The organism is Agarivorans sp. JK6, assembly GCF_045277145.1.
Lineage (GTDB): Bacteria > Pseudomonadota > Gammaproteobacteria > Enterobacterales > Celerinatantimonadaceae > Agarivorans > Agarivorans albus.
The window spans coordinates 174,845-199,841 of the sequence record NZ_CP113525.1 but is presented as its reverse complement, the minus strand read 5'-3'; the positions used below and the strand labels follow the sequence as shown (position 1 = coordinate 199,841).

The following is a 24,997-nucleotide window of genomic DNA, read 5'->3' as shown; positions in this document are numbered from 1 at the left end:
CTACAAGTATCACTAAGATTTGCGAGCAGAAAGCTCAAACTGCTTTAAACTTTGCAAAGTTTCTGATAGTTGTCTATTTTACGTATTGCGATCTTTTCAGAATATATCCTCTTAATCTCAATAAGATAAGAGACCAAACAGAGATCCGATGGCGACATAGTTGAGTAAATTAAGTAGTTTTCTGATGAGTTAGAATTAAAATAAAGTCAAATGGTAAAAACTATGGATTAGGTATTTACCTTCAATGGAAAGGAAACCATGAAATATCTTAAATTTGTCAATCTGTTGCCACTTCTTGTCACTTCTGCGTTTTTGTCAGCCAATGAAGCCAACTTTGGTGGGCCTTCGGCGGTGGAGAATCAGATTAGTGCTGACAATGAGGATCGCCAGATTCCCACAAAAGAGAGCTTGGCCGAAAAAGGTGTTGAGCTAGGCCTAGATTACTCAGCTATTGGACTCAGCGCAGACAAGGCGTTTCCCGGTTCTGATGATCAGGCTGCCAGCGGCATGGCAAGGTTTTATGGTTCTTGGGCGGCGCTCAATCACAACGAAAGTAACGTGGGAGCCTTGGTTTGGAAGATAGAGCACCGACACAGCTATACCGACACATCAGTTAAGAACTTTGAGTTCGGTACTGGTGGTTTGGGGCTAATCACGCCCGCCTTTAGCGATGAAAAAACCAGACTGACCAATCTCTATTGGCGGCAGAAAATGAGTGATGGAAAAGGCACCGTCATTGCCGGTTTTATGGACGTCACTGACTACGTAGACGTATACGCCGCCGCTAGTCCTTGGACGGGCTTTATGAATTTCTCATTCAGTACTGGCACCAATACCATGGCGCTGCCAAGTGACGCGACCTTTGGCCTAGCAGCGGGTCACATGCTTACTGATGAGCTGTTCTTAATCGCTGGAATCAGTGATATGGAAGCCGACCCCACCGAACCCTTCAAAAGTGCAGAGAACTTTTTCAACAAGCGCCGCTATTTTAAAAGCGTGGAGTTGGGCTGGACTTCATCTCAGCAGCAAATTTATCTAAATAATGTACATCTAACCCTTTGGGACTCCGATGAGAGCGACTTTCTAAACCAAGCCGCTGATAGAGGCTTTAATGTCTCCGCTTCACACCTTTTTGGCAGCTGGTTGCCGTTTGTGCGTTACGGCTATGCCAAAGATGGCAGCCTGCTTGGCATCACGCAATCTCTCAGCACCGGCTTTTCATACTACGGCTTGGGTGCGCCCAAAAACAACTTTGGCTTTGCTGTGAACTGGGCTGACGCAGGCACCAATCAATACACCTTTGAGGCGTTCTATTTAATGAAGCTTTCCGACCACTTTGAGCTGACGCCAGATATACAGCTGATTAAAGACCCTGCCTTAAATCCCGACGAAAGTCAGATATGGATCGCAGGCTTAAGAGCTCGGCTACTTTGGTAGCAATCCAAGTTGTCATTGAAGTCCTAGAGAGTTGCATGCGGTTACGAGACGCAGCCGCTTAGCAGACATGGAGGGTTTATGGGTAAATCTACACACGTGTTCTTCGGCTTAGTTGTTGCGGCTGCGCCCTTGTATTTATCTGCGGAGGAGTGGCAAACGGTAAGCGATGACGCGGAGCTGCGCGCTCTGTTCTCCGACAAAATCTTCACTGCTACCCTCAAAGGCAATGTACAGGCAACGGCAACCTACAACGCTGATGGTACTGGGGTTCTAAATGCTTGGAATGACAGTTTTCCACGAAGGTGGAGCGTTGCTGACGGAAAAATCTGCGTGGAAGTCGCTTCTGACTCTCATTGTGTATCCGTTGAGCGAAGTTTGGATAATCCAAATAAGCTTCGTGGCACACGGACTGACACCGGAGAAGCTGTTGAGTTTACCTTCGAAGACAATAAAGCGGTTGTTTCTACTCAAAATGCCACTGGAGCCGGCGGAACTGCTACGCCTTCTGCAGAAGAACTGGCCTTGAAGTTGTCTAACCCAACATCACCGGTCATGACCATTGGTAATAATATTGATTATATTGCCTTTGATGGTGACTTAGATTCTGCCTCTAGTCAGTCGGCCATTCGCTATTCTTTTCAAACTGTATTTCCTTTCAAGCTTCCAGACGGGAAGGGAAGTGTATTCTTCAGACCAACTATTCCTGTGATTTTCAATGACCCGGTGCCCGGGGCTAGCGGTAGTTACGACAAAGTGGGCACGGAGTTAGGCGATATGGGCTTTGATTTCTCATACGGGCAAACAACCAAGACAGGCCTTATCTATGGTGGGGGCATGGTGGGCACCATACCAACGGGCACAGATGACCGAATTACCAAAAATAAGTGGGCAGCCGGTCCAGAACTGCTTATTGGTAAGATTGGCAAGTGGGGGGCAACCATTGGATTGTTTACCCATCAGTGGGACTTTGCTGGTTCTGGCGACGCCAAAATTAACCAGAGTACTTTCAACTATATCTATGCCTTTCAATTGGGTGGAGGCTGGCAATTTGCTGCGGCTCCGGTAATCACCTATGACCACACTCGGCCATCCAATGATGCCTTGTCTCTGCCACTTGGCGTGGGGATAGCTAAAACAACTGTTTTGGCCGGAAGGCCTTGGAAATTCCAGGTGCAGTATTGGAACTATGTAGAAAACTCTTCGGCTTTCTCTGCCAAGCATCAGGTGAGATTGTCAATTAACCCTGTGGTTTCAGCTCCTTGGAACGAGGGTAAATAGCACTGCATGGATAAGAGAACCTATCGAGCCTGTGAAGAGTGCGGATTGGTTTCTGAGGTGGTTGAGTTGGCGCCAGGCACCACTGTGAGTTGCCCTAGGTGCCATCATCATTTCTCTAGCTTGCACGCTTCCCCAATTCAAGCGGCTGTTGCATTCAACTTAGCTTGCTTGATGTTCCTGATCATGAGTCTGGTGTTTCCTTTTATGTCTTTCTCCTTAGAGGGGCTAAAGCAGGAAATTACGCTGATAGATTCTGTAGAAATGCTGGCAGGCTTTCACAATGTAGCACTCGCCATACTGTTATTTTTATCAATCTTAATGCTGCCAGCTTGCTTTTTGTTAGCATCATTGTTTTTGCACCTTTCAATATTGAAGCCCAAGCCCAGTGACGCAGAGCAAGTGCAACTGCAGCGACTTCAAATTGCCGCTTTGAAGTTCATATCCCTGATCAAGCCATGGTTAATGGTTGATGTTTTCCTGATTGGTGTGCTTATCAGCCTAATCAAAATTGCTTCTCTTGCTCATGTGTCGATGGGGATTAGCTTCTGGGCTTTTGTGGTTTACACCCTGCTTTTTGTTAAATCGCTTACCACGCTTAACTCCTACTGGTTGTGGAATCTTATTCAGCCTGTAGACCTGACAAAAGTGACTTCTAGCGGAGAACATGCACAGGACAAACACATCGTTTCTTGTAAAGAGTGTGGCTTGGTAGAGCATTCATCGATGAATCAACAGCGATGCCGCCGCTGTGGCTCAAAGTTTATGTCTTATTTGCCAGAGAAGAGCTTACAAATTTGTTGGGCTCTGCTTATTGCTTCTGCCGTTTTCTATTTGCCGGCAAATCTATACCCCATCATGTATACGGCTATGTTTGGTGAAAGCGAGGGCTCAACCATCATTGGCGGGGTTATTTTGCTCTGGAACATGGGGTCTTATCCCATATCCATGGTCATTTTCTTCGCTAGCATAATGATTCCCATTGCCAAAATGTTAGCCCTAGGTTTCTTGTTTTATCAGGCTGGTAAAGCTCACTCGGTGCAGGGAGAGAAGTCTGCTTCCCACCTCAAACTATATCGTATAACCGAATTCATTGGCCGTTGGTCGATGATTGATGTCTTCGTAGTGGCCATTTTGGTGGCCTTGGTACAACTCGATGGCCTCATGGCTATTTATCCGGGACCGGCTGCCTTGAGTTTTGCAGCCGTGGTGATCTTCACAATGCTCGCTGCAATGTCTTTTGATTCAAGAGCACTTTGGCGTAAATGACGTAGGTAAGGTAGATAAGAATGAGTTCGACGGATATGAACACCGCACATACCTCAAAGCGTACAGATATTTCCCCTGTCTGGATAGTTCCACTGATTGCACTGCTAGTGGGGGGATGGATGCTTTATCAATACCTGAGCTCTCGAGGCCCAGAGATAACCTTGATTCTCCCTGACGCTTCCGGGCTTCACGAGGGTAAAACGCAGATTAAAGCCAAAAATGTTCAGGTCGGAACTATCACTGAGATCCAACTGAGCGAGGACTATCACCACATCATTGCCAAAGCTCAAATTGATAAAGAAGCCAAAAGAATGCTGAAGGAAGATACGCAGTTTTGGATTGTGAAACCGCATGTTGGCGCAGATGGCATATCAGGCTTAGATACCTTGCTCTCAGGTTCCTACATAGAGATAAAACCGGGTTTGGCAGATGACCACAAGTACGAGTTTAACGTTCGCGATCAGCGACCCATTACCGGCCCTGATTCAAAAGGCAGGCGCATAGTCTTAGCGCACAAAGAGGCCAATATTCTGGATGTGGGGCAACCCGTTTTACACCATGGGCTCACGGTCGGTCGGGTAGAAAAAACGCGCTTCGACAGTGATAACGCTATGGCTTATTTCACCTTGTTTGTGTTTGCTCCCTACGACAAGTTGCTTTACGAGCGCTCAGAGTTTTGGGTGAGCTCTGGCGTTGAGCTAGAAATGAGCGCAGATGGTTTTGACCTGCGAATTGGCTCCCTGGAAACGATGTTAACTGGTGGAGTGAGCTTTGATGTACCAGAAGGGGTTGACGCCGGTACACGCCTTGATGAGGAGGGCCGAGAGTTCCGCTTATATGAAAGCTACGAGGCGGTTCTTGAGCATCAATTTGACGACTTTTTAGAATATGTGTTGTTGTTTGAAGACTCGGTCCGTGGGCTCAAAGCCGGGGCGCCAGTTGAATATAGGGGGATCCGCATTGGCACTGTGGAGAGAGTGCCGCTGCATTTTCAGCTAGACCCACAAGGCAAAATAGACAACCAGATCCCCGTGCTGATTCGCTTAGAGGTAGAGCGAATCTCCCAAGCATTTAGAGAGACTGACAAAGAAGAGTTTGCTAAGCGTTTCCAATACCAGTTGTCTCAAGGCCTACGTGGAACCTTGAAAACAGGTAGCTTGATTACCGGTGCGTTGTATGTGGATTTGAACTTCTATGAAGATGAGCCCGAATATGTGGCATCAACCTTTGAAGGCTTTGAGGTCATCCCGGTTGTAGGAGGTAGCCTAAGCCAAATCCAGAAACAGCTTAGTGACTTCCTAAGTAAGTTAAATGGCCTTGAGCTAGAAAAGACCGTGGCAAGCCTCAATTCAACCTTGGCTAACACCAGCAAGTTGATGAGTTCAGCTAAGAACGTAACAGACGATCTTGATGAAATACTGTCTCAGCCTTCCGCCAAGGAAATACCGGGTGAGCTAAACGCCAGTCTTGAGCAATTGAAGAAGACACTTCAAGGACTTGATGAAAACTCTGAGCTCTACCATCAGTTAACGAGAACGCTCACTAAGTTAGAGCGGGTATTAAACGAAGTTAGTCCTGCGGTTCGGACATTCAACGAACAACCCAATTCGATTATTTTTGGTAAGGATGGACAGGCTGACCCTGTTCCAGCAAAAGGGAACTAGATATGAAGTGGTTTTTACTTTCCATCACTCTCTTTTTGACGGCTTGCTCAAGCAAGCAGAATACAACAACACTGTATGCGTTACCTAATAGCGAACCCGGTCTCAAGGGCTTTTCGCATGTAGAAATCATAATCCCAGACTATCTCGATGGTCCCGGTTTGGTCTACCGGACCTCTGACACCGAGTTATTCATTACTCGCTACCATCTTTGGGCGGATACAGTAACTTCGATGGTCACATCCTACTATCAAGCCGGTGTAGGAGACCTCCCTTTTGATGAAGCCCTCAGCCTGACAATCGTATTTGAGCGTTTCAATGGTTCATACTCTGGAGTTGCTGAAATCAAAGGTAATTGGTCAATCTCTGGTGAAGACCGTAAAGTCTTACTTGAAGACAATTTCGATATCCAGACGCCTTTATCAGAAGAAGGCTATGATGCAATGGTGAGAGCTTTAGCTGCTTCGTTAGACAAGCTATTAGTTAGCATTGAATTGAGCTTATGAGTTAATTTAACCCATGACTCGTTTAGCACTCTTTTGGCTGTTTTTACTTAGTGCTGCGCATGTCAGCAGCACTGAGATGAGTGATTTATCAACAGAGTTGGATAATCTGCTGAAAAAAGCGATACAACTAAGTGAAGTAACACCTCATGAAGAAGAGTTTTATGAGAGCATTATTCGAAGGGAGAATGATCTCTGGCAAGAGAGCTTTAAAGCAACCCTTCTCGACCATCCAGACCAGAATGATGTCACCGACAGCCTCATCACTCGGCAAATTAAACTGCTGCAAACATTGCTAACGTTCAGTTATGCGAAACTTGAAGAGGACCTTACTGAACTTAGAAATGATATTGTGGATGACCGGCTAGGCTTAGAGTTAGAAGCTCAAAGGCGAATATCCACAATGGATCATTACTATCAACAGTTATTGGCTTTCATACTGCTCGCTGAACAACGTTTGGTATCTTTAGGTGGGGTGAAACAGGAGTTTTCCCAAACCCTGAAAAGAAAGGCCGAGTTTCTCTCAAATGCCATCCTGTTTTTAAACATAAAGAAAAAAGAAGCTGAGGGGCGCCTTCCATATGTGATCGAACAAGAGAAACAGCTTCTACAGCGGCAAGTTATTCACTATAACGAGCGTATATCTGCAATGGTGAATAGCCTAGACTCTAGTGTTGATATGCTCGAAGTCATTGGTGAAGACGTCGCCAGATACAAGCAGCTTCAAGTCACCACAACCGGCGAAATCAGTGTTGATTTATTTGATCCAGAAGTGGCCCTAGGTCTAATTCACTCTTGGGTGAAGCAACTCACAGCGTGGGTTAGCCGGAATGCCTCATCGGTGTTTGTCAAACTACTGGTGTTTATTGGCGTACTCTACTTGTCAAAAGTCGTTGCTTCGATGGTCAAACGGTTGGTAAAAGCCAGCCTAAATCGGGCATCCATCGACATTAGCCTGCTGACACAAGATTTCTTTACCTCTATTGCCTCTAAACTGGTTTTGCTCATTGGCTTTTTTTTCGCGCTTGCTCAAATTGGAATTAACTTGGCCCCGTTGCTAGCAGGGTTTGGGGTGGCAGGGATCATCGTTGGTTTTGCATTGCAGGAAACCCTTTCTAACTTTGCCTCTGGGCTGATGATTCTGATTTATCGGCCTTATGACGTGGGGGACATGGTCAACATCACCGGAATACAAGGCACGGTGAAAAAGATGACCTTGGTCTCCACAACCCTGCAGACAGTAGACAATCAAAGGCTAGTGATACCCAACAACAAAATATGGGGCGATGTAATCAACAACATCACCGCTGAGCGAGTTCGCCGTGTAGACATGACCTTCAGTGTTGATTACGCGGAAGATGTGAATTCTATCAAGGCCTTGTTGGGTGATTTACTAGCTGAAGATTCGCGGGTACTTAAATCACCAGCTCCCATGATACGTCTCCATTTACTAGGTGAAAGCTCCATGGATTTTGTGGTGAGACCCTGGGTGAGGACTGAAGACTATTGGGATGTTTACTGGGACATCACTGAAAGAGTTAAACAGCGCTTTGATGAGGAAAATATTACTATTCCGTTCCCTCAACGAAGCATACATATTTCACAAGAATGATAGCATAGATCCTGCCTGTTGCAGGGTCAGGACATTTTAGTCATGGAAGAAAGCAATGAGACAATTCACAACAAGTACAGCATCGCTTTTGTTGTTGGCTGCCGCTGGATATACTCCCAGCTCGGCTGCTGGAGAGTTTGCGGTCGAATTAGGCGGTTTTTGGGCGAAAACCGACTCCTGGATTAGTACCCGTGCTTTTGATGGAGAGGATATTAAACTCGATTTTGAGGACACTTTAAACATGGAAGAAGACCAGTTTCTTCCCTATGCCAAGTTGTCGTATAAGTTTAACGAACGCCACGCGGTTTATTTTGATTGGAAGAGTCTGAAAAGAAATTCAGAAACTACCTCCAAGTTTGGTTTCACAATACCTGATCCAGACAATGAGTATGACTTATCTGGTGTTGCAGCGGGTGCTAAAATACGCTCACGCTTAGATATTGATACCCTACGATTAGGTTATGCTTATAACATCTATAAGGAAGGAGTGAACGAGTTTGGCATTTCCCTAGGATTGCACGTCATGCTTGTTGAGCTCGCTTTTTCTGGAGAGCTTGACGCGTGTGCAGAGCTTTCAGATGGAACAATTGAATGTTTAGATGAACCGCTCACGACTGATGGACAGGTAATTGATAGCTCCGTAACTGCTCCGTTACCAGATTTAGGCTTTTATGGTGTCTACAACTTCCACGGAGATTGGGACGCTCTCGGTAATGCGCAAGCTTTCTACATCAAGTTAGATGAAACTTCTGGCTATTTGTACGATCTCAGCGGTGGCATTCGTTATCGCCCTACCGACAATTGGTCTGCGGATTTACGCTACACCTATTACGAGGTTAAAGCAGACTGGGAAGACGTAGACCTTAAGTACAGTTTTCAAGGCCCTCAACTGACTGTTGGGTATCGCTGGTAATTTCGAACTCAGGAAGGGTGGCCTATTCGGCGCCCTTTAGGCAGTTCAGCTTAGCTTCTCATGAAAAGTACTCTTGTAGACTTTACCATCTTTCATGATAATCTTATTTCTTTAATCCTGTATAACACACTCTAAAGGATTGCCATCCACAATCAGCAAATTTTCGTACTTTCATCCGATGATTTATTCGAACTTGCCACTTTGATAAAAGCTCTAGATTAGGGAAAGATGTGTTTTTCTGTTGGTCTTGAGACAGGAGAAAATAATTAATGACATTCTTTGAGGAATAAGTTGGTTGTTAGATGTTCAAAAAGATGAATTCATCCATAGCTATATCTACCGTACCCATGTCTTAAATGGGATTTCAGATTTATCTAACATTATTACATCAAAGGGTGAATGGTCTTCATTCCCGAAGCTACTAAAGGGAACTATGCATTTATATCAGCCTATTGATGATTCTTTGTATCTTCATTTACTAAGAGATATCAACCGAGCAGAAAAAACAGACAAAATATTCAACAACCCGGTAGCATATAGGTTTGAACTAGAGTGTTTTTTTGGAAAGCGCAACGGTAAGGTTCGTCGACAAAGAAACCTACCAATTAAATATTGTCTTGAATGTATCCAGAGGCATATTAAGAATTGTGGATATGGAATAATCATCGTTACATGGTTCGATAATTCCTTCTGCCCCATTCACAAAACCAACCTTTATATCGCTAAACCTAAAAATCGTAATGAGGCCATTCAAGCTTTAAATTGCATATATCGAGGCATCCACCCAGAAGCTTATGAAAAGCTTAGCCGTAGAAGCGAACATTTTCATGATTTAAGAGAATATAGTCACAAAAACACATGTGATTACATTGCTCCTTGTTTATCAGAAGAGCTATACACATTTATTTCAGAAAATTTCAAGGACTTTTCAGTGGGCATGCTTGGACCACGACATCGCTTTATAAACTCTCTCAGTAAAAATAACATGATGATAATGATTTATGAAGCAGTCAAGAATAGCAACTACAAACCGTTCAAGATTTTCTGGAATAGTTTTTCTGAAATAAAGCGCATAGATGCAGGAGTCATAAACCGGAAGTCAATAACAGAAGAAATGTTTAAGAATTCCATGGTAGATTGCCAAAACTGTAAACATTTAAGTTGTTTTTCAAACTTAAAAATTATGCCTCCTAGGCCAGATGAACGTCTAGTCAGAAGGTGTGAGCTAAATTACAGTCTCTTATTCAACTACCTAAGGAAAAAAGGGACTTCCAATTATTCTGAAATCATAGAAATCATGAAAAAAATGTCTACTCAGGAGAAAATATTGGCATTGTCAAATTTCCAAGAAAGTCGTTTTGACCAAATCTATTAAGTAGCCTTAGAGAACGAAAACTACGCATATTCAGAACCAAATTTAAGGTACCCAGAAGTTGAGTAGCATCACTACGTGCAATCTTTAAGGAAATTATTCAGTAATGCGTGCAGACATTATTGTCACAACACAAATTATCGGGAGTACAAGCTCTGCCAACAATTAGCAGAGCTTGAAATAAGCTTAATTTGCTTTAAGTGCTGCAATAATAGGATCTTCAGCAGCTTCCATTACTTTTGGATTCACACCGTAGTGACGAGTAGTGAAAGTAAAGTTAGCCCCTTTTGTATCAATGTTATTCTTTGCACTTTCACCGCAGTTAAACGATACCGTAATGCTACCATCTTGATTTTCCACCCAAGTATGGGAGTTAACATTACTCACCCCTTCCATTAAGTACTTATCGCCATCATAGGCGGTAATAGACGTAAAAAATTTGTTCTGTGGATTTTCAAACGTCGAGCTGTAACAGGTATCCGCCTGCAATTGAGGGCTGTTCGAGTATTTATTACCAACGTAAGCTTCTGGACTAGCACCACCCCAGCCTGCCGCATTTTCTAGGTTCCACTGGTGCTGGTCAGTCACTAAATCGCTCGTTCTTGGGAAGGTGTAAGTAAAGCGATCCATTTGATTTACTTCTTGAGTATATTTGCTCACCCAAGCTTCAACTTCAGCGTAATCATATGGCTGAACCTGATAATCAGTGGCAAAATTAAAATCTGCGGTGTTTACTTTTTCTAGTGCTTGACGAGAAGCATCAATTCCATTCTCGGTTCCTGAACGATAAAGAATAAACGCATATTCTGATTCTACCGGCAGCTGATAGTGGCCATCTTCAACAACATAGTGCTGGCCGTGTCCGCGCTCAGTTACCACCTGAACAGCCATGTAATTGTTTGTTTGAGGAATAGAGAAGGTAACCTCGCCTTTCACCGCTTTTACAATGGCTACACCGTAAAGCGTGTCATCATTCATTTGCACTGTTGGAGCAGCCTTACCGCGTGGAGGAAGACCCTGCATAATGAAAAACTCGCGAGTTGCCCCCTTGCTTCCCCAGTTACGGAAGTTACGAGCCGTCTCTGCATGAGTAAAGTTCTCTTTCGTAACAGTTAATTTGCTCACTTCGGCAGTTTCTGTCGATGCTGAATCAGCTGAAGAACATGCTGATAAACCTATAACCACAGCAGTAAGGGCACTTATCTTAAATGTATTCATAGAAATTCCTCTAAGCATTAATTTGATCATTGCACGTTCGCCCAATTATTAACTAATTAATCATTTTCGTGTAAGAGTTTATTAAATAAGTTAAAAACCACCGAACAAAGGTGTCAAACCACCCATATAATAAAGACATACAATTGCTAGATCCGAAATAACAAAACTAGGTGAAGTAATACAGGTGCCTTAAACCTATCGCCTCAAGTAGCATCGTCACCACCTTGGAGAGCAGTAAGCGGTTCCCTCTTCTATTCACTCAATGTATGAGCACCAGCAACATAAAATTGACAAATTGCGAATAGTGTAGCTCTGAAGACGAAGTGCAACGCCACACTAAATACGAATTTGTTAAGAACATGGTTTAAGCCGATTAACTAAAAATAAGCTCAATAGCAAACTGAATAAAAGGCACTTAATCTAGCTTACTAATCGACTCAATAGTTGGCCTAGCGAGGTACATCTTATAAGGAACGCCCTGAGAGGTGACTAGCTAAGTATTACTCAGGTTGGGGGATAATAGAGCAAGAATTGGTATTTGCTGCTCTAAAAAGGCGTTATTTCATGCGATTACAACAACCACTATAGGCTTTCTCGCCCATGACAAACACAACATCATACTCATAAGCAAAATCAGACATATCATCTGAACATTGCTCTGTTTTACTGAGTGAAATTGTAATTTTGCCTTCTTTAGAATCAGCACCCTGTATAATCCAACGATTAGTGTGGTTGATCGAAGCTAGCTTTTCCTTTAGTTCGAACATGGTGATATTGTCATCAATGTCACCATATTTAATCACTCCATCTTCTACATCTAAACCCCAAAAAGGCTCAGCACCTAAGCATTGCAATTGGCTCGCACTCGACGATGCTATTCCCATGAAACTTAGGACCACGAGTCCTAGACAAGTGCTTAGAACGGATACGATTTTTCTCATACTATAAATCTTAAATTAGTTGACCAAGCAAACGCCATCATAGAATCAGAACACCAAGCGGTATTTGTCGAAAGCATAGGTGAAAAGCTCAAGCGCAAAACCCAATTCAAGCAACTCAAAGAAAGCGATCCTGAGACCTACTTTAATATTCCAACAGTAGAGCGCCTTTAGACGCTTTCAGCTTGCTGCAAAGACCTAGTTATAATTTTTAGCATATTGATAGAGCTGAGTAATTCTCGTTTTAACTAGCTCAGCTTTATAAGCGTTTCTAGAAAGATTATAAGAACTGCCAAAATTGACTCTATTCCAATTTTCGTTGATAAATTGCAGCTCTGAGTCTCTAAATGCAATCCACTTACGTTGGGAAGCTTTTAATGACTTAAATTCTTCCTCATTAAGCGCGGTCTTCAGAAGTGTATAAGCCTTATTAAGTTCCTTATCGAGAAAAGCGTGGTAATCTGCATATTCTGAAATAAAGTCTACATTTTTGCTGTCACTATTCGACAATGCCACTTCATATTTTCCGGAAGTTATCTCAAACTCACCTAAGTAATTAGGGGCATCAGGATTATCAATAGAAAAGGCGCTCCCTGAGAATAAAACTAAACAGACAGAGATAACTTTTATCCAGTTACGTTTTTTCATGCTACCAACCTTTATAAATATTGTTACTAAATATGTTCCACTCAGCATTTCTGCGGTTTGTTAGCCCCTTGTTAACTTTTCCCTGAGATTTATTCCACGCTTTCCACGCGCTTTCCAAATTGATGTAAGAAGTTGTTGCTTTGGGATCATTAACCAGCTTAACAACACTAGACTTTTTAAAGCCGTTAGTTCCGATATTGAATGCAAGAATAACTAAGGCATCAAACTGCCATTGTGTAATGGAAACTTTGATACAAGCTTTTACACTATCCACAAAGGGCTTGAGATCGGCTTTAAACAAAATATCTGCTTCTGCTTTTGTCGTTCCATTCTGATACTTTGGCCATTCAGCAAGACTAATCAAGTGCCCATATCCAATAGTTGCACCCTCAACCCAAGCTGATATATCTAGCCCGTTCTGATCATCATATGGTTTTAATCTGAGCTGTTCTATTCCTTGAAGTAGTGTCACTCCTTTAGCGCTAAGCTGCTGGGTAGACTTGGTAAATGAGGTTGCTATTAGTTTTTCATTAATCTTTCGGTGACTGCCGCCATTGGCATCAATTCTTCCATCGGGGCGCACCATGCCCACGACTTTCTTTTGAAAGGCCTTAATTGCAGCAACGGTTTTAGAATTTTCTGGTTTCGACCCTAACTTGCCGTCTTCCACTAACTTCTTAGTTGGTGGAATGAGCCCTATCAGCTTGTTTAATGCTGCTTGCACTGCTTTTATGTCATTGGGGTTATTAACGCCACCTACACCTACTGACTGGGTGATTTGTAACTTAGCCATTGTTGTTCCTTTCACTTCAAGCTAATTAAATATCATTTACATCAAGCATCACTTTCTTTTCTGATAGACCTGCAAGAATCACGAGGTGCTCGATTGCGGACACTTTTTGCAGATTTTCTAGTTTAGCTTGCCCGCCTAGAGCGAGAGCAGGAACAAAACCGTACATAGTGTCAGGTTCCAATTCACCTAGAACCTCTAATGCCTCATCAAACATTGGCTCTTCGCTATCATCTTCTATATCAAACTCATCCTTAGATGAGGATGAAAAAAACAATTGAAGCTCTAAATCTTCTTTAGCTCTCTCGTATGAGGTATTAAAACTAGGAAAAACCAACCCATAAATAGGGTTTATGGATAGAGAGTGCCCAGTATTTTCACCCCAGAAAAGCAACTCTCCAAACGCACTTCTAGCGATGATATGGTAAGCATCTTTTTCCATGAATTCTGTATTACCAATCCAAGCTTCCAATACTGGTTCCCACTCTTCTGGGTTAACAGTCCAAAAGAGTCCTTTGGCATAACTACACCAACCATATTTTTGCCAATATTCCAGAAGTTTATCGGGCAACTTCCCTTTAAATTTGTTTATCGTTTCTATTGGCACATGTTGTGACTTTTCGGCCGGGCCAAATTCTTCATAGTCATAAAAGTTACTAAAATATTTATCCATTTATCACCTACTTACAGCGAGATAGTACAACATTCATGCTCGTTGACCCTCTTTCTTTGACGGGAACCGCTTTAGCTGCGTTATCAAGTTTATCTATTCGATTTCGCCACTGCGAGCCTATGGAAGAATTCACTCCCCTGTCGCCAAAATCCTCAACTTGATCAAATCCACCTGCAATCATATCAGGGTTATGTAAAGCTGCTAGCGTAGACATTTCTGATGAAGCTTTGTTCTCAGCATAAACTTTGGCAGCTTCACCCATTAAACCATTTTTTTGACCTTGCTTTTTGTATTCTCGAATTAGCTTTCTTTTAAGCTTTTTCCTAGCCGCCCTCTGAGCCTTACCATCACCACGCCCAATGTCCTTATACTTAGCTCTGCCATCCAGATACTCTTGAACAGTCATATCATTCAAACCATCTTGCTGGCCTTGTAACTGTCGATCAAACTCTGGAAACTTACCTGAGGTGATCGCGTCCCCTGCTTTGAAACAATCTACTTCGAACTTATCCATCAAAGTTGGTCGTCCCTGAGATCTCCATTCGCCAATGTCGCCGTTGCCGCCATTGGCTAACCAAGCTCGATATTGAATATCTTCTTGTGGATCATAGGTATGCCACGAGTCGCCTTCCGGGGAGGTGGCGTTGTACACCATTTCCATCGAGTTCTTTCTGTACTCAGTACCATCTGCCCCCATCACTAGTTGCTCTGAACCGAGCTTAGGTGAGTAAACCAAGGCTAGCCACGGTGTTTTTGGTATTAGCCCTCTTAGAGGCGAGGAGCTAGCCGCAGCATAAACCGACTGATTAGCCGCTTGCCGGCCTAAATATTGGCCTAATACTTGAGAGCCAGATGATGCTAGCGGCTGTGCTGCTGGCGCCAATAATGGCAGTCCAGCAGCTAAAGGGCCACCATCTTCTTTACATAACCCTAAGGGGTCTACCCAGTTAGTTGGGCTTGGGGTGTATTGATAAAGGTTTAAGCCACCGAGTAATTCAATTGGGTCTTGTTGTATGTACCTGCCCTGCTGCGGGCAGTAGTAGCGGTGAAAGTTGTAGTGAAGACCGCTTTCTTCATCGAAGTATTGGCCTTGAAAGCGTAGTGGGTTGTCTATTTGCTTAACGCTTAGTTGCTCTATTGAACCATAGGCTTGGTAATGGGCTTGCCATACTATCTTGCCTTGCTCGTCGCTTAAGCGAATTGGGGTACCGATATGGTCCAGATGGTAATGATAAACCTGACCCTGTTTAATCATCGCTATGGGGCGATGGCTATTGGGCTCGTAGACATACCAGGTAAATTGGCCTTGGCTATGCTCACCAATTAGTTGATTACCTTCCCATAGGTAATCGGTTTGCCCTTGGGCGGTAACTTTGCAGCTGCGACGGCCTAGGGCATCGTAGTGATAAACGGTGTTGTCGCCACTTTGGCTAAGCCTAACCAATTGGTTTAAGCCGTTAAATACGCGTTGCTGACGCACCTTACTTTGGCTGGCGAGTACTTGGTTACCGTAGCGGTCATAACGGTAGCTACACTGGTCATCACCTAGCAGCTTGTCACCTAACATGTCGGCTTGCTTGGGGTTGGCAAAACTATCCAGCTCAAATTGCTGGTTATTGGCATTGTGGCTAGTAGCCTTGGTGAGTTGGCTAAGTGCATCGTAGCTGTAGTTATTATCTCCCAGCTCGCTGTCGCTCACGCCTAAAAGTTGATCGCCCGCATCAAAACGGTAATGACGTTCAATACGGCTTGGAGCCTGTTCAGGTTGCTCTAACTGCCATTGCTGGCTTAACAAGCGGCCTTGTGCATCATAGTGATTATGCAATTGGTGGCGCTTGCTTAGCTCGCGGCTTACTTCTTCACCCGCAGCGTTAAAGCTGCGACTTATCACAGGCTGCTGGTTAAACCATATCGCAGATAAACGCCCTTGTTCATCGTAGCGATACATTAATGCATTGCCGTCGGGAAGTTGAGTATGGCTGCGCAATCCTTGTGAATTCAATTGATAAATAGATTGCCAATTGTCTTGCCAGTTTTCTTGCATCTGGCCATTAGCGAAGTAGCTAAAACGTAGTTTGCGCGCTGCATTGTTGGCTTGGCTCAACTTACCTTGTAAGTCATAAGCAAAATCGTTAATCAGGGTAATGCCATTAGCGGTGCTGCGCTGCTCGGTTACCTGACCTAGAGAATTGCGTTTTAGCTGAATCAGCCGCTCACTATTTTCTGCAACTTGAGTAAGCTGCCCTGCTAGGTTGTATTGGTAATGCTGCTCGCGGCCATCAAAACCAATGGTTTTGCTAATACGCTCGCAACTGTCGTATTCCAGTTGATAAACCTGCTCGTCACTGCGTGAAATGGCAGTAAGATTACGTTCTTTATCGTAACAAAAAGCCAACCATGAACCGTCGGGGTTAATCTGTTTAGCTGGCTGCGACAAGCCTTGATATTCGTAGCTTGTACTGCGCCCTAGCGAGTCGGTCACCTTAGTCACTCGCCCCGCATCGTCATAGCTATAGGCCCTACGCTGACATTGCTCTGGCGAATCCTGATGATAAGACAAGACCTCAACAATGTTGCCACGTTCATCACGTTTGAATTGGCCAACCCAGCCCTTTCCATCTACTTCGCCATTGCACTCACCAATGGCGTTATAGCTATAGCGAATTAACGCATCACCTACTTGCTTGGCGCTCAACAAGCCTTGCTCATTCCACCAAAATTGTTGATTGGGCTGGTTACTAGCAGTTTTACTCACCAAACGGCTTTGCGCATCGTAGCGGTATTCGGTTACAACACCTTGTACATCGGTTTCTGTGGTTAACAAACCAAGGCTGTTGTATTCACGCTTAAGCGATGAGCCGTCGGCATAGTCAACCTGTGTGACAAAACCCAAGCGATTATAGCTATAACGAGTAAGATTTTGATTTGGCGCTAGCTCAGCGTCTAACTGGCCCTGCGCATTGTAATGGTAACGAGTAGTCGCGCCATTTGGGTCTGTTTCACTAATTTTGCGCTGTAGTTCATCGTATTCAAATAACCAACAAGCGCCGTCGGGCGAAACTTTTTTAAGGATTTGACCTTGTGAATTATGCCAGTAAGTCCAACAGTTTCCGTAACTATCAAAGCTGCGGCTAAGGCCTTGCTCCAGCTCATACTCAAATCGATAGTGATAATACTCGTTATCGCCCCATTGCTCTATACAACGCGCGTTTTGCTCACTGCCATCCCAAGAAAAGTAGTGAGAAAACCCCGAAGCGCGGGTTCGTTGAATCAATAAACCTTGCTGATAACGATACTGTTCTTGCTGACCCAAACGGTTGGTCGCAGTGCTTAAATGCCCTTGTTCATCATAGGTATAACTTGCATAGCTTTGCGCTGTTTCGGCTTTAGAGCTGAGTAATTCAACCAGCCGACCTTCTAGGTCATAGCGTAGGAACAGTTGTTGGCTATGGTTGATTTCAATCTGGGTTAAGCGAGGAGCAACGGAGTAGCTAAGTCGATAATGCGTATCGACACCATCACTGATTTTGGTAAGCAGCCACTGTTCTTGCTGTTTAGAAAACTGCAAAGTTTTGCCATTGGCACTGCTAATAACAATGTGTTCAAGCTGATGTTGCAACACCATGCCCGACTTAACCTGGCTACTTTTAGCGCCGACAACCACATAAGGAAAATGCTGCTGATGCCCTAGAGCATCGGTAAACAACCAACCTGCTTGCTCACCCTGTAACTGTTCCAAACTGTAGTGAAAATTACTTCGCCAGCCTAAACCTAAACCCACATCTTGATGCGAAAGACTTGAGCGATAAGTGCGCTGCCAAACTAACTCACGATGGCCTTGCAAGCATACATCGTCTAATTGCAGCACTTCTTCACCGCTGCTCATTACAATGGGATCACCGCAAGTTTGAGTATCGGGATGGTCAACAGCTTGAGTGACGTCATCACTGCTATTTTGGTTTTTACCTTGCTGTTGGGTCTTCGAGCGCCCTCCTGGAGCTTTGGGTTCATTTGGGACGGATGAACTCCAAGAGGGCCTCGAAGCTGGAGAATGTTGAGGAATAGCTTTTTCAGCTTGGCGCTGAAACCACACCTCACCATTCGTTAACGCGGTAATTAATTTCTGATGCGGATCGCCAGCCGGCGTGGTAGTGACCAAACGGTATAAACGGCGTAAACCTTTGCCGTTGCTATCTGCAGCACCTGCAAAGTTAGCTAAAAATGCTGCTGCTTTTTCGGCATCACTAAAGGCTGGCTTGTTGCCCACATTACGCTTGCCGGTAAAAAAGTCATAAGCAAAGCCGTCAATTCCAGTGACTACTTCTTTTTGGGTTCCATCCATACTGCTGTTTTACACCACTAGGCGACCCACGCTAGCATCATTGCACTGCGGTAAGTCTGATCAGAAATATCCAATTGAAAACTCAAACCAGCATGTTTTTGCTGCTGATAGTGAGTAAATAAATGACACAAATTAAACAAGCCAGTGCAGGCCGCTAAGTCCCCGACTCTGGCGTCAGCAAATATCACTTGGCTGCGCGAACCAACGCTATTCTCAAAACATTGAAAAGCCGCTAACCAGCCATCCATTAACTCACTGCTTAAGGCACTTGGCATATAGCACTGAGTTAGCTCTTGCCCGCACTGGCCACGATAACGTTGGATTAACGCCGCCACTGTTGCAGCAATGCTTTTATCTGAGGTTTGCACCTCATAGCTGGCCCAAGGCACAGCAAAACCACGCTTAGCCGGCTGTAGCCGAGCAGCGATGAAACACTCACTAGCAATGCTAGCGGTTTGCTCAAGAGCTTGCGTTGCAGCTAAACGCTCATCTTGATGATAAGCCAGCACTTGAATTGAGCCCGCCAACTGCTGATTAAATAACTTAAGCGCTTGGCGCAGCGCTAATTGCATGGCGCAGCGACCATAGGGAAACAAATACACTTTTTTGATGTGCGCTAACTGAGGCACCAATGCCAAAGTATCTTGATAAACTTGGCTTTTTGCCTGCTCTAGAGGCGCTTCAGGCAGCAATACAAATACCGCATCAGCATCGACTTTCAGCTTGGCTAGCTTGGCTCGATCTGCTTCATGAAAGCTGTAGTGACGTAATGCCTGCTCGCCCTTAATGCTTACGGTTGCAGCAATCTCATCATCGCTTAAACCAAAAATAGCGTTTGAATCGCTGTATTCACCAAGCTGCAGGGCCTCAATGTCTAGCTGCAAGTTCATGCCTAGCCTATTAACACCGTAGGGTTACCTACTACAATTTTGCCACCATGGGCGGTTGAATCGCCTAATCGCGCTACTGCTTTACCACCAACCGTAACCGAAGAGGAACCCGACTTAATCGTATCTGGCGGTCCAATACACACCAACTTATCGCCCACGCAGGCAACCGGCATTCCGCCGGCGGTTACCGTACCGTTGCCGCCAACCACCGGGCCACCAACATGCGGTACTTTGTTTTGCACTTTAGGACATACATGAAATGACCCAAGCATTGCTACTGGCTTACCCATTATGTCCCTTAGTTCAGTGAAATAGCTGGCGCTTTAAGCGCGATAGAGGTGCCGTTAATCGATACCGAGGTACCTTTGATATCAATATTGCCGCCACTTGAAAGGGTGATAGAAGCGCCACCCGCTTTAATGGTAATTTTGCTGCCAGCCACTAAATCGATATTTTTGCCAACATCTATTACTAGGTTCTTACCTACTTTCTCAGACTGGTTTTCGGCAACATCAATGCTGAGGTCTTTACCAATTTTTTCAGTTTGGTTTTGTTTGATTTCGGTTTGCAGATCTTTCTCTGCCTGCATGTAAAGCAGCTCTTTACCGGCATCGTCATCAAAACGAATTTCGTTAAAATTGCTCTCGCCACCGCCTTTGGTTGAACGTGTCTTTATTCCAGACTGCGATTTCTTACTGGGTAAGCCATAAGGTGGCATCTGGTCGCCATTGTATAGCGCGCCTGTAATCACCGGTTGGTCGGGGTCGCCTTCTAAAAAGCTAACCAATACTTCTTGGCCCACTCTTGGCAAGAAGAATGCGCCGTAACGGCTACCTGCCCAGTTTTGCGAAACCCGAATCCAACACGAGCTGTTACTGTCGCTTTTGCCTTCGCGATCCCAGTGGAATAGCACCTTAATACGGCCATATTTATCTACATGGATCTCTTCACCCGGATCACCCGTCACCAAGGCTGTTTGGGCGCCATGAATCACCGGCCGAGCCGTGGTTTGGGATGGTCTGAACAATACGTCAGCCGGGATGCAAGAGAACTGATTGTGTAGCACTTGGCCGCTGTTTTTAGCTGCGCCAGTTTGGCTGGTAATGGCAACACTCAAACTAAGTTGAGTAATTAAGTAGCTTTTCCCTACCTGAGCGGGATCTTCATGTGATTTAAAACCAAAGTACTGACCAGCGCTAAAAGTAGCGCAAGTACTGCCACCTCGGCACACTAAGGCATCTCGCTGCATTGCTTCTAAAGCTACGTTAGCAGCATTTTGCAAAGCAGGGTTAAATTCGGAACCGGCATAATACTCAAACACTTCGCCATTTTGCTGTTGTTTGGTTAACGCCGTATTTTGCTGTTCACCCTTTGGTTTGGCGCTTGGTTTTATAAAGTCGTAACCGCCTTTACTCGCAATACCCGGAGTGATGTTTAGGTTACCACTCCAAGAGAACACGTGAGATTCTGACAATGAGCCGGTGGTAAAGGCTACTTTGCTTTCTTCTGCTTCGCGGTAGGCACTCAAAGCATCAGCCAATACAACACTGTGCTTGGCCTTGCTGTGTTCAATAATGTAAAAGATGCCTGCTTCTTCAAGCAAACGATGCACAAAGGCAAAATCACTTTCGTTATATTGAACTTTGTAACCCAAAGTTGGGTAACTGCCCTTAAGTTCACTTTTTACTTGCACGCCGTGTTCTGCAAAAATCTTTTTTACGATTTCGTCAGCGCTTAAGCTTTGAAAAATTCGGCAATTACTACGCTGCTTAAGAAAGTGTAAATTCGACACGATCTGTAGTTGGTAATCTTGGTATTTTTCGCCTTCTGCTTCACTAGGAACACGACTACCTAGAGAAGTAATACTGACAACAACGCCATTAAAAAAACGGGTAACACTGGCTTTACCTTTTAGATAATCTAAATTAATGGTAACCGGTTTTCCAATAACGTCGGACTCAGATATTATCTGTCCATTTGTATAACAAGAAACATTAATAGAGAAAGGTGAAGATATACCTTCCTGAATATCAAACTGAGTAAGATGTAATACATCTTTACCCAATGGCGTTTCTATTTGAATGATATTCTTACTTTGACTTGCCTTTTCCATATGCTTCATGTTCACGCTAGTTAAAAAAATAAGCGGGATAGATTAACTACCCCGCAGAAAGCCAATTACATTTGTTGGCCTTTAACACCGCTGTAACCGTAAACAAGCGGAGCTTGAACATTGTTTTGGTCATCGGTAGGTGTAACAGTCATCATCATTTCTGTGTAAGAAATAGTGATGTTTTCAACTGGGCGGTCATCTTGAATTGATACTGAGTAGCTAGAAATCATTGCGTCAGTCAGTTCAATTTTCATGATTTCTTCGATTTTCTCACCTTGTTTAGTAATGTGGAAAACCGCTGGCTTACCCTTACCAATAGTGGCTTCTTTGAAAAGATCTGGAGAAGCTTTATCTTGCATTTTAGTGATGTTGATGTCACATAAACGCGTTGCACTCGCTTCACGATCTTGAGCAGTACCAGTGTGAGAAGAGATTTCACGTGCTACTGACCAATCTACAGACAAAAGAGTAATTAAGTCTTTGTACTGTTCAGCTGTCGCTTCACCCTTGATATCGCCGTACTTCAAATAAGTATTCGCTTGCATGCTAATTTCCTTTAGCTAATTAAGTAAAAATAACCCTAATGGGTATGTTTTAATGCAGCGTTTTAACACGCGCAATTTTATTAGTCGAAACCGTAAAACAATTTAATAAATGTCAAAAACATCAAAAACTGAATAACAATCACAACCCAATTAAGTGGTACATTATAAATATTTTGATCAATAGTGAAAACACTAATTACAACATTTCGACACAATAAGTATCTTCAACTAAATCTACGCTAATTTTCTCTATATTAAGGCGTTGAGATATGGCTTCTAATACCTTATTAGAGATCACAGGCAACAATTCATTTTGAATATTATTTTGAATTGCCCTTGCGCCAACATCAGCATTTTGAGACTGGCTGTTTAGGTGTTCGATGACCGCTTCAGAAAAACTCAATTCTGCTTGGTAATTTCGAGCAAATCGCTGCTCAACTCTACCTAGCTGTAAACGCACAATTTGATTTAGCGTGTCGCGGTTAAGTGGCACAAATGGGATGAGATTTAGGCGACCAATAAAGGCCGGCTTAAATACTGCGAGCAAATCATCACTTAGAGCGTGTTTTAGCCCTTCAATATCAGGAGCTGTTTCTTCATCTTCAAATAAGCCGGTGGTAGTTTCGGTACCCACGTTAGAAGTCATGATGATGATGGTATTTTTAAAGTCGATGTCTCGACCTTCGCCATCTTTAATGGTGCCTTTATCGAACACTTGGTAAAAAATGTCTTGCACGCCCGGATGGGCTTTTTCCATTTCGTCTAGCAGTACTACACTGTATGGTTTACGGCGCACGGCTTCAGTTAGAACGCCACCCTCACCATAACCAACGTAACCAGGAGGTGAACCCACTAACAGAGAAACCTTATGCTCCTCTTTGAATTCCGACATATTGATAACCGTTAAGTTATCTTCGCTGCCGTATACTTGCTCGGCTAGGGTTAACGCTGTTTCTGTTTTACCAGTACCACTTGGCCCAGTTAGCAAAAACACACCGTTTGGCTTGCGCTCATCACTTAGCTGAGCACGCGCTGTTTGCACCACTTTACTAATGAGTTCTAGTGCATGGTCTTGGCCAACAATTCGCTCGCCCATTTTTTGCGGCAAACTTAAAATGGTTTCCACTTCGTCTGATTGCATGCGACCTAGTGGTATACCAGTCCAATCGGCAATAACTTCGGCGACTAGCACTTCGTCTACTTCTAAAAACACCATTGGTTGAGCAACTTCTGCCAAGCTCGCTTTAATTTCTACCAGCTGATCTCGGGCATTTTCTTCGGTTTCTTCCTCGGTATTGAGAATGCTATCGGCATGTTGCTTAGCTTGAAGCACCATACCTTGCTCGTCTCGCCAAGTAGCTTCTGCTTGTTCAAAAGCACTTTGGGTATCTGCCAATTCTGCGTTGAGTTGCTGTAACAATTCTTGATGTTCAGAACCCGTAAGTTGCTCGCGTTCCAATTGCTCAATTTGCGCAACCAACTGTTGTTGCTTACGTTGTAAACGCTCTACTTGGCTAGGTGTAGCGGCTTGGCTCATCGCCACGCGGGCACAGGCGGTATCAAGCAAAGCAACGGCTTTGTCAGGTAACTGGCGAGCATTAATGTAGCGGTTAGATAAACGCACTGCGGCTTGCAAGGCTTGGTCGCTAATTGATACGCGATGGTGCTTTTCCATCACAGGTAGTAGGCCACGTAACATCACAATGGCTTTTTCTTCGCTTGGCTCTTCTACTTTAACCACTTGGAAACGACGCGTTAACGCTGCATCTTTCTCAAAGTACTTTTTGTATTCGGCCCAAGTAGTTGCCGCAATAGTGCGCAGTTCACCGCGCGCCAGCGCGGGTTTAAGCAGGTTGGCGGCATCATTTTGGCCAGCTTGGCCACCGCTACCAATTAAGGTATGCGCTTCGTCGATAAACACAATAATAGGTGTAGCCGAGTTCTTCACTTCACTGATTACCGACTTAAGACGATTTTCGAACTCGCCTTTCATGCCCGCACCAGCTTGTAGCAAGGCTAAATCTAAAACATGAATCTTTACGTTTTGTAGTGATTCGGGTACATCATTATCAGCAATACGCTGCGCTAAACCTTCAACCACTGCAGTTTTACCTACACCAGCTTCGCCAGTAAGTATCGGGTTGTTTTGGCGACGACGGGTTAAAATGTCGATCATCTGGCGAATTTCTTCGTCGCGACCAAGTATTGGGTCAAGCTTGCCAGAGCGTGCTTGCTCGGTAAGGTCGATAGTAAACTGATCTAAACTTGGTGTTTTGCCCGAGCCTTTAACTTGGCTTGCAGTTGCAGCTTCGGCATTTTGATTAAGCGTCGGCCATACATGCGCCAACTGAGCTGGGTCGATGTTTTCTAACTGCTTCAAGAAATGCATGGTGCTAAAGCTAAGGGTATCGTCGTTTAGCAAGGCATGAATAATGTGGATAGGCGCGATATTGTCTGCGTTGTATTCAATAGTGGCAGCCATCCAAGCGGCGCTCAATAAGCTGACAATTTGCGGCGATAAACCAGGAGTTTGCTGATTACCGGTTTTAGCCCGCTCTAGATTGCGATTTAGATCGGCAGTTAATGCATCAATATCTACCGCAAAATGCTCGGCCACCAACATAAGTTCTTCGGTTTGGCCTTCGCACATCGCTAATAACCAATGCTGGATTTCCACACTAAAATGACTGCGGCTATTAGACAGCGCAGCGGCCGCTTCTAGGCTCTGCTTGGCTGTGGGCGATAGCTTCTCAACCATTGATTTTAAAGTCATTGTCGACATCTGTATTTCCTATAAT

At 44.2% G+C, this 24,997-nt stretch carries 19 protein-coding genes; 8 read left to right on the top strand and 11 right to left on the bottom strand.

The genetic code is table 11. The features are described from left to right. Window positions 1-258: 258 nt before the first annotated feature. The 8 genes from OV592_RS00940 to OV592_RS00905 all read left to right on the top strand — a co-directional run bounded on the left by OV592_RS00940 (window position 259) and on the right by OV592_RS00905 (window position 10,045). Window positions 259-1,437: a carbohydrate porin gene (locus OV592_RS00940; RefSeq protein WP_406610094.1), complete on the top strand. Its 1,179-nt coding sequence runs from the start codon at window positions 259-261 to the stop codon at window positions 1,435-1,437. 78 nt (window positions 1,438-1,515) lie between these two features. Then, window positions 1,516-2,715: a hypothetical protein gene (locus OV592_RS00935; RefSeq protein WP_406610093.1), complete on the top strand. Its 1,200-nt coding sequence runs from the start codon at window positions 1,516-1,518 to the stop codon at window positions 2,713-2,715. A 6-nt stretch (window positions 2,716-2,721) separates the two neighbouring features. Beyond that, a complete protein-coding gene (locus OV592_RS00930; protein ID WP_406610091.1) occupies window positions 2,722-3,981 on the top strand; it encodes a PqiA/YebS family transporter subunit in 1,260 nt (419 codons plus the stop codon). A 20-nt stretch (window positions 3,982-4,001) separates the two neighbouring features. Continuing rightward, window positions 4,002-5,645: an intermembrane transport protein PqiB gene (gene pqiB, locus OV592_RS00925; protein WP_406610090.1), complete on the top strand. Its 1,644-nt coding sequence runs from the start codon at window positions 4,002-4,004 to the stop codon at window positions 5,643-5,645. A 2-nt stretch (window positions 5,646-5,647) separates the two neighbouring features. Next, window positions 5,648-6,148, top strand: a complete 501-nt coding sequence (locus OV592_RS00920; protein WP_406610089.1) for a membrane integrity-associated transporter subunit PqiC — start codon at window positions 5,648-5,650, stop codon at window positions 6,146-6,148. Window positions 6,149-6,161: 13 nt separating this feature from the next. Continuing rightward, on the top strand, window positions 6,162-7,757 hold the full coding sequence (locus OV592_RS00915; protein WP_406610088.1) for a mechanosensitive ion channel family protein: 1,596 nt from the start codon (window positions 6,162-6,164) through the stop codon (window positions 7,755-7,757). A gap of 55 nt (window positions 7,758-7,812) precedes the next feature. Then, window positions 7,813-8,670, top strand: coding sequence for a hypothetical protein (locus tag OV592_RS00910; RefSeq protein ID WP_406610087.1), 858 nt, complete (start codon window positions 7,813-7,815; stop codon window positions 8,668-8,670). Between the two features lie 295 nt (window positions 8,671-8,965). Further along, window positions 8,966-10,045, top strand: a complete 1,080-nt coding sequence (locus OV592_RS00905; protein WP_406610086.1) for a hypothetical protein — start codon at window positions 8,966-8,968, stop codon at window positions 10,043-10,045. 183 nt (window positions 10,046-10,228) lie between these two features. Here OV592_RS00905 and OV592_RS00900 read toward each other — a convergent pair whose 3' ends face one another. From OV592_RS00900 to tssH, 11 genes are all read right to left on the bottom strand, one after another. After that, entirely contained in the window at window positions 10,229-11,260 is a 1,032-nt protein-coding gene (locus OV592_RS00900; protein ID WP_406610085.1) for a hypothetical protein, read from the bottom strand. A gap of 557 nt (window positions 11,261-11,817) precedes the next feature. Further along, window positions 11,818-12,144, bottom strand: a complete 327-nt coding sequence (locus OV592_RS00895; RefSeq protein WP_406610084.1) for a hypothetical protein — start codon at window positions 12,142-12,144, stop codon at window positions 11,818-11,820. A gap of 252 nt (window positions 12,145-12,396) precedes the next feature. Further along, a complete protein-coding gene (locus OV592_RS00890) occupies window positions 12,397-12,846 on the bottom strand; it encodes a lysozyme inhibitor LprI family protein (RefSeq protein WP_406610083.1) in 450 nt (149 codons plus the stop codon). 1 nt (window position 12,847) lies between these two features. Beyond that, on the bottom strand, window positions 12,848-13,639 hold the full coding sequence (locus OV592_RS00885) for a glycoside hydrolase family protein (protein ID WP_406610082.1): 792 nt from the start codon (window positions 13,637-13,639) through the stop codon (window positions 12,848-12,850). 25 nt (window positions 13,640-13,664) lie between these two features. Next, window positions 13,665-14,309: a GAD-like domain-containing protein gene (locus OV592_RS00880; RefSeq protein WP_406610081.1), complete on the bottom strand. Its 645-nt coding sequence runs from the start codon at window positions 14,307-14,309 to the stop codon at window positions 13,665-13,667. A 7-nt stretch (window positions 14,310-14,316) separates the two neighbouring features. Further along, window positions 14,317-18,651 (bottom strand): polymorphic toxin type 15 domain-containing protein, encoded by a 4,335-nt coding sequence (locus OV592_RS00875; protein WP_406610079.1) that lies wholly within the window; start codon window positions 18,649-18,651, stop codon window positions 14,317-14,319. 17 nt (window positions 18,652-18,668) lie between these two features. Continuing rightward, the gene (locus tag OV592_RS00870) at window positions 18,669-19,541 is read right to left on the bottom strand and encodes a hypothetical protein (protein WP_406610078.1); all 873 of its coding nucleotides are present in this window, start codon (window positions 19,539-19,541) and stop codon (window positions 18,669-18,671) included. A gap of 2 nt (window positions 19,542-19,543) precedes the next feature. Next, window positions 19,544-19,831: a PAAR domain-containing protein gene (locus OV592_RS00865; RefSeq protein ID WP_016399932.1), complete on the bottom strand. Its 288-nt coding sequence runs from the start codon at window positions 19,829-19,831 to the stop codon at window positions 19,544-19,546. Window positions 19,832-19,839: 8 nt separating this feature from the next. Continuing rightward, a complete protein-coding gene (locus OV592_RS00860) occupies window positions 19,840-21,654 on the bottom strand; it encodes a type VI secretion system Vgr family protein (RefSeq protein WP_406610077.1) in 1,815 nt (604 codons plus the stop codon). 65 nt (window positions 21,655-21,719) lie between these two features. Further along, window positions 21,720-22,199: a type VI secretion system tube protein Hcp gene (locus OV592_RS00855; RefSeq protein WP_016399934.1), complete on the bottom strand. Its 480-nt coding sequence runs from the start codon at window positions 22,197-22,199 to the stop codon at window positions 21,720-21,722. A gap of 196 nt (window positions 22,200-22,395) precedes the next feature. Then, window positions 22,396-24,981 carry a type VI secretion system ATPase TssH gene (gene tssH, locus OV592_RS00850; RefSeq protein ID WP_406610076.1) on the bottom strand — a complete coding sequence of 862 codons (2,586 nt, stop codon included), beginning with the start codon at window positions 24,979-24,981 and terminating at the stop codon, window positions 22,396-22,398. Window positions 24,982-24,997 lie beyond the last annotated feature (16 nt).

Bases quoted from the DNA above. Each gene is read 5' to 3' on its own strand.
- OV592_RS00870 (WP_406610078.1), bottom strand. From the start codon at position 19,541: ATGAACTTGCAGCTAGACATTGAGGCCCTGCAGCTTGGTGAATACAGC.
- OV592_RS00890 (WP_406610083.1), bottom strand. From the start codon at position 12,846: ATGAAAAAACGTAACTGGATAAAAGTTATCTCTGTCTGTTTAGTTTTA.
- OV592_RS00900 (WP_406610085.1), bottom strand. From the start codon at position 11,260: ATGAATACATTTAAGATAAGTGCCCTTACTGCTGTGGTTATAGGTTTA.
- pqiB (WP_406610090.1), top strand. From the start codon at position 4,002: ATGAGTTCGACGGATATGAACACCGCACATACCTCAAAGCGTACAGAT.
- OV592_RS00895 (WP_406610084.1), bottom strand. From the start codon at position 12,144: ATGGGAATAGCATCGTCGAGTGCGAGCCAATTGCAATGCTTAGGTGCT.
- OV592_RS00865 (WP_016399932.1), bottom strand. From the start codon at position 19,831: ATGGGTAAGCCAGTAGCAATGCTTGGGTCATTTCATGTATGTCCTAAA.
- OV592_RS00940 (WP_406610094.1), top strand. From the start codon at position 259: ATGAAATATCTTAAATTTGTCAATCTGTTGCCACTTCTTGTCACTTCT.
- OV592_RS00930 (WP_406610091.1), top strand. From the start codon at position 2,722: ATGGATAAGAGAACCTATCGAGCCTGTGAAGAGTGCGGATTGGTTTCT.
- OV592_RS00915 (WP_406610088.1), top strand. From the start codon at position 6,162: ATGACTCGTTTAGCACTCTTTTGGCTGTTTTTACTTAGTGCTGCGCAT.
- OV592_RS00875 (WP_406610079.1), bottom strand. From the start codon at position 18,651: ATGGATGGAACCCAAAAAGAAGTAGTCACTGGAATTGACGGCTTTGCT.
- OV592_RS00885 (WP_406610082.1), bottom strand. From the start codon at position 13,639: ATGGCTAAGTTACAAATCACCCAGTCAGTAGGTGTAGGTGGCGTTAAT.
- OV592_RS00910 (WP_406610087.1), top strand. From the start codon at position 7,813: ATGAGACAATTCACAACAAGTACAGCATCGCTTTTGTTGTTGGCTGCC.
- OV592_RS00880 (WP_406610081.1), bottom strand. From the start codon at position 14,309: ATGGATAAATATTTTAGTAACTTTTATGACTATGAAGAATTTGGCCCG.
- OV592_RS00855 (WP_016399934.1), bottom strand. From the start codon at position 22,199: ATGCAAGCGAATACTTATTTGAAGTACGGCGATATCAAGGGTGAAGCG.
- OV592_RS00860 (WP_406610077.1), bottom strand. From the start codon at position 21,654: ATGGAAAAGGCAAGTCAAAGTAAGAATATCATTCAAATAGAAACGCCA.
- OV592_RS00935 (WP_406610093.1), top strand. From the start codon at position 1,516: ATGGGTAAATCTACACACGTGTTCTTCGGCTTAGTTGTTGCGGCTGCG.
- OV592_RS00920 (WP_406610089.1), top strand. From the start codon at position 5,648: ATGAAGTGGTTTTTACTTTCCATCACTCTCTTTTTGACGGCTTGCTCA.
- tssH (WP_406610076.1), bottom strand. From the start codon at position 24,981: ATGTCGACAATGACTTTAAAATCAATGGTTGAGAAGCTATCGCCCACA.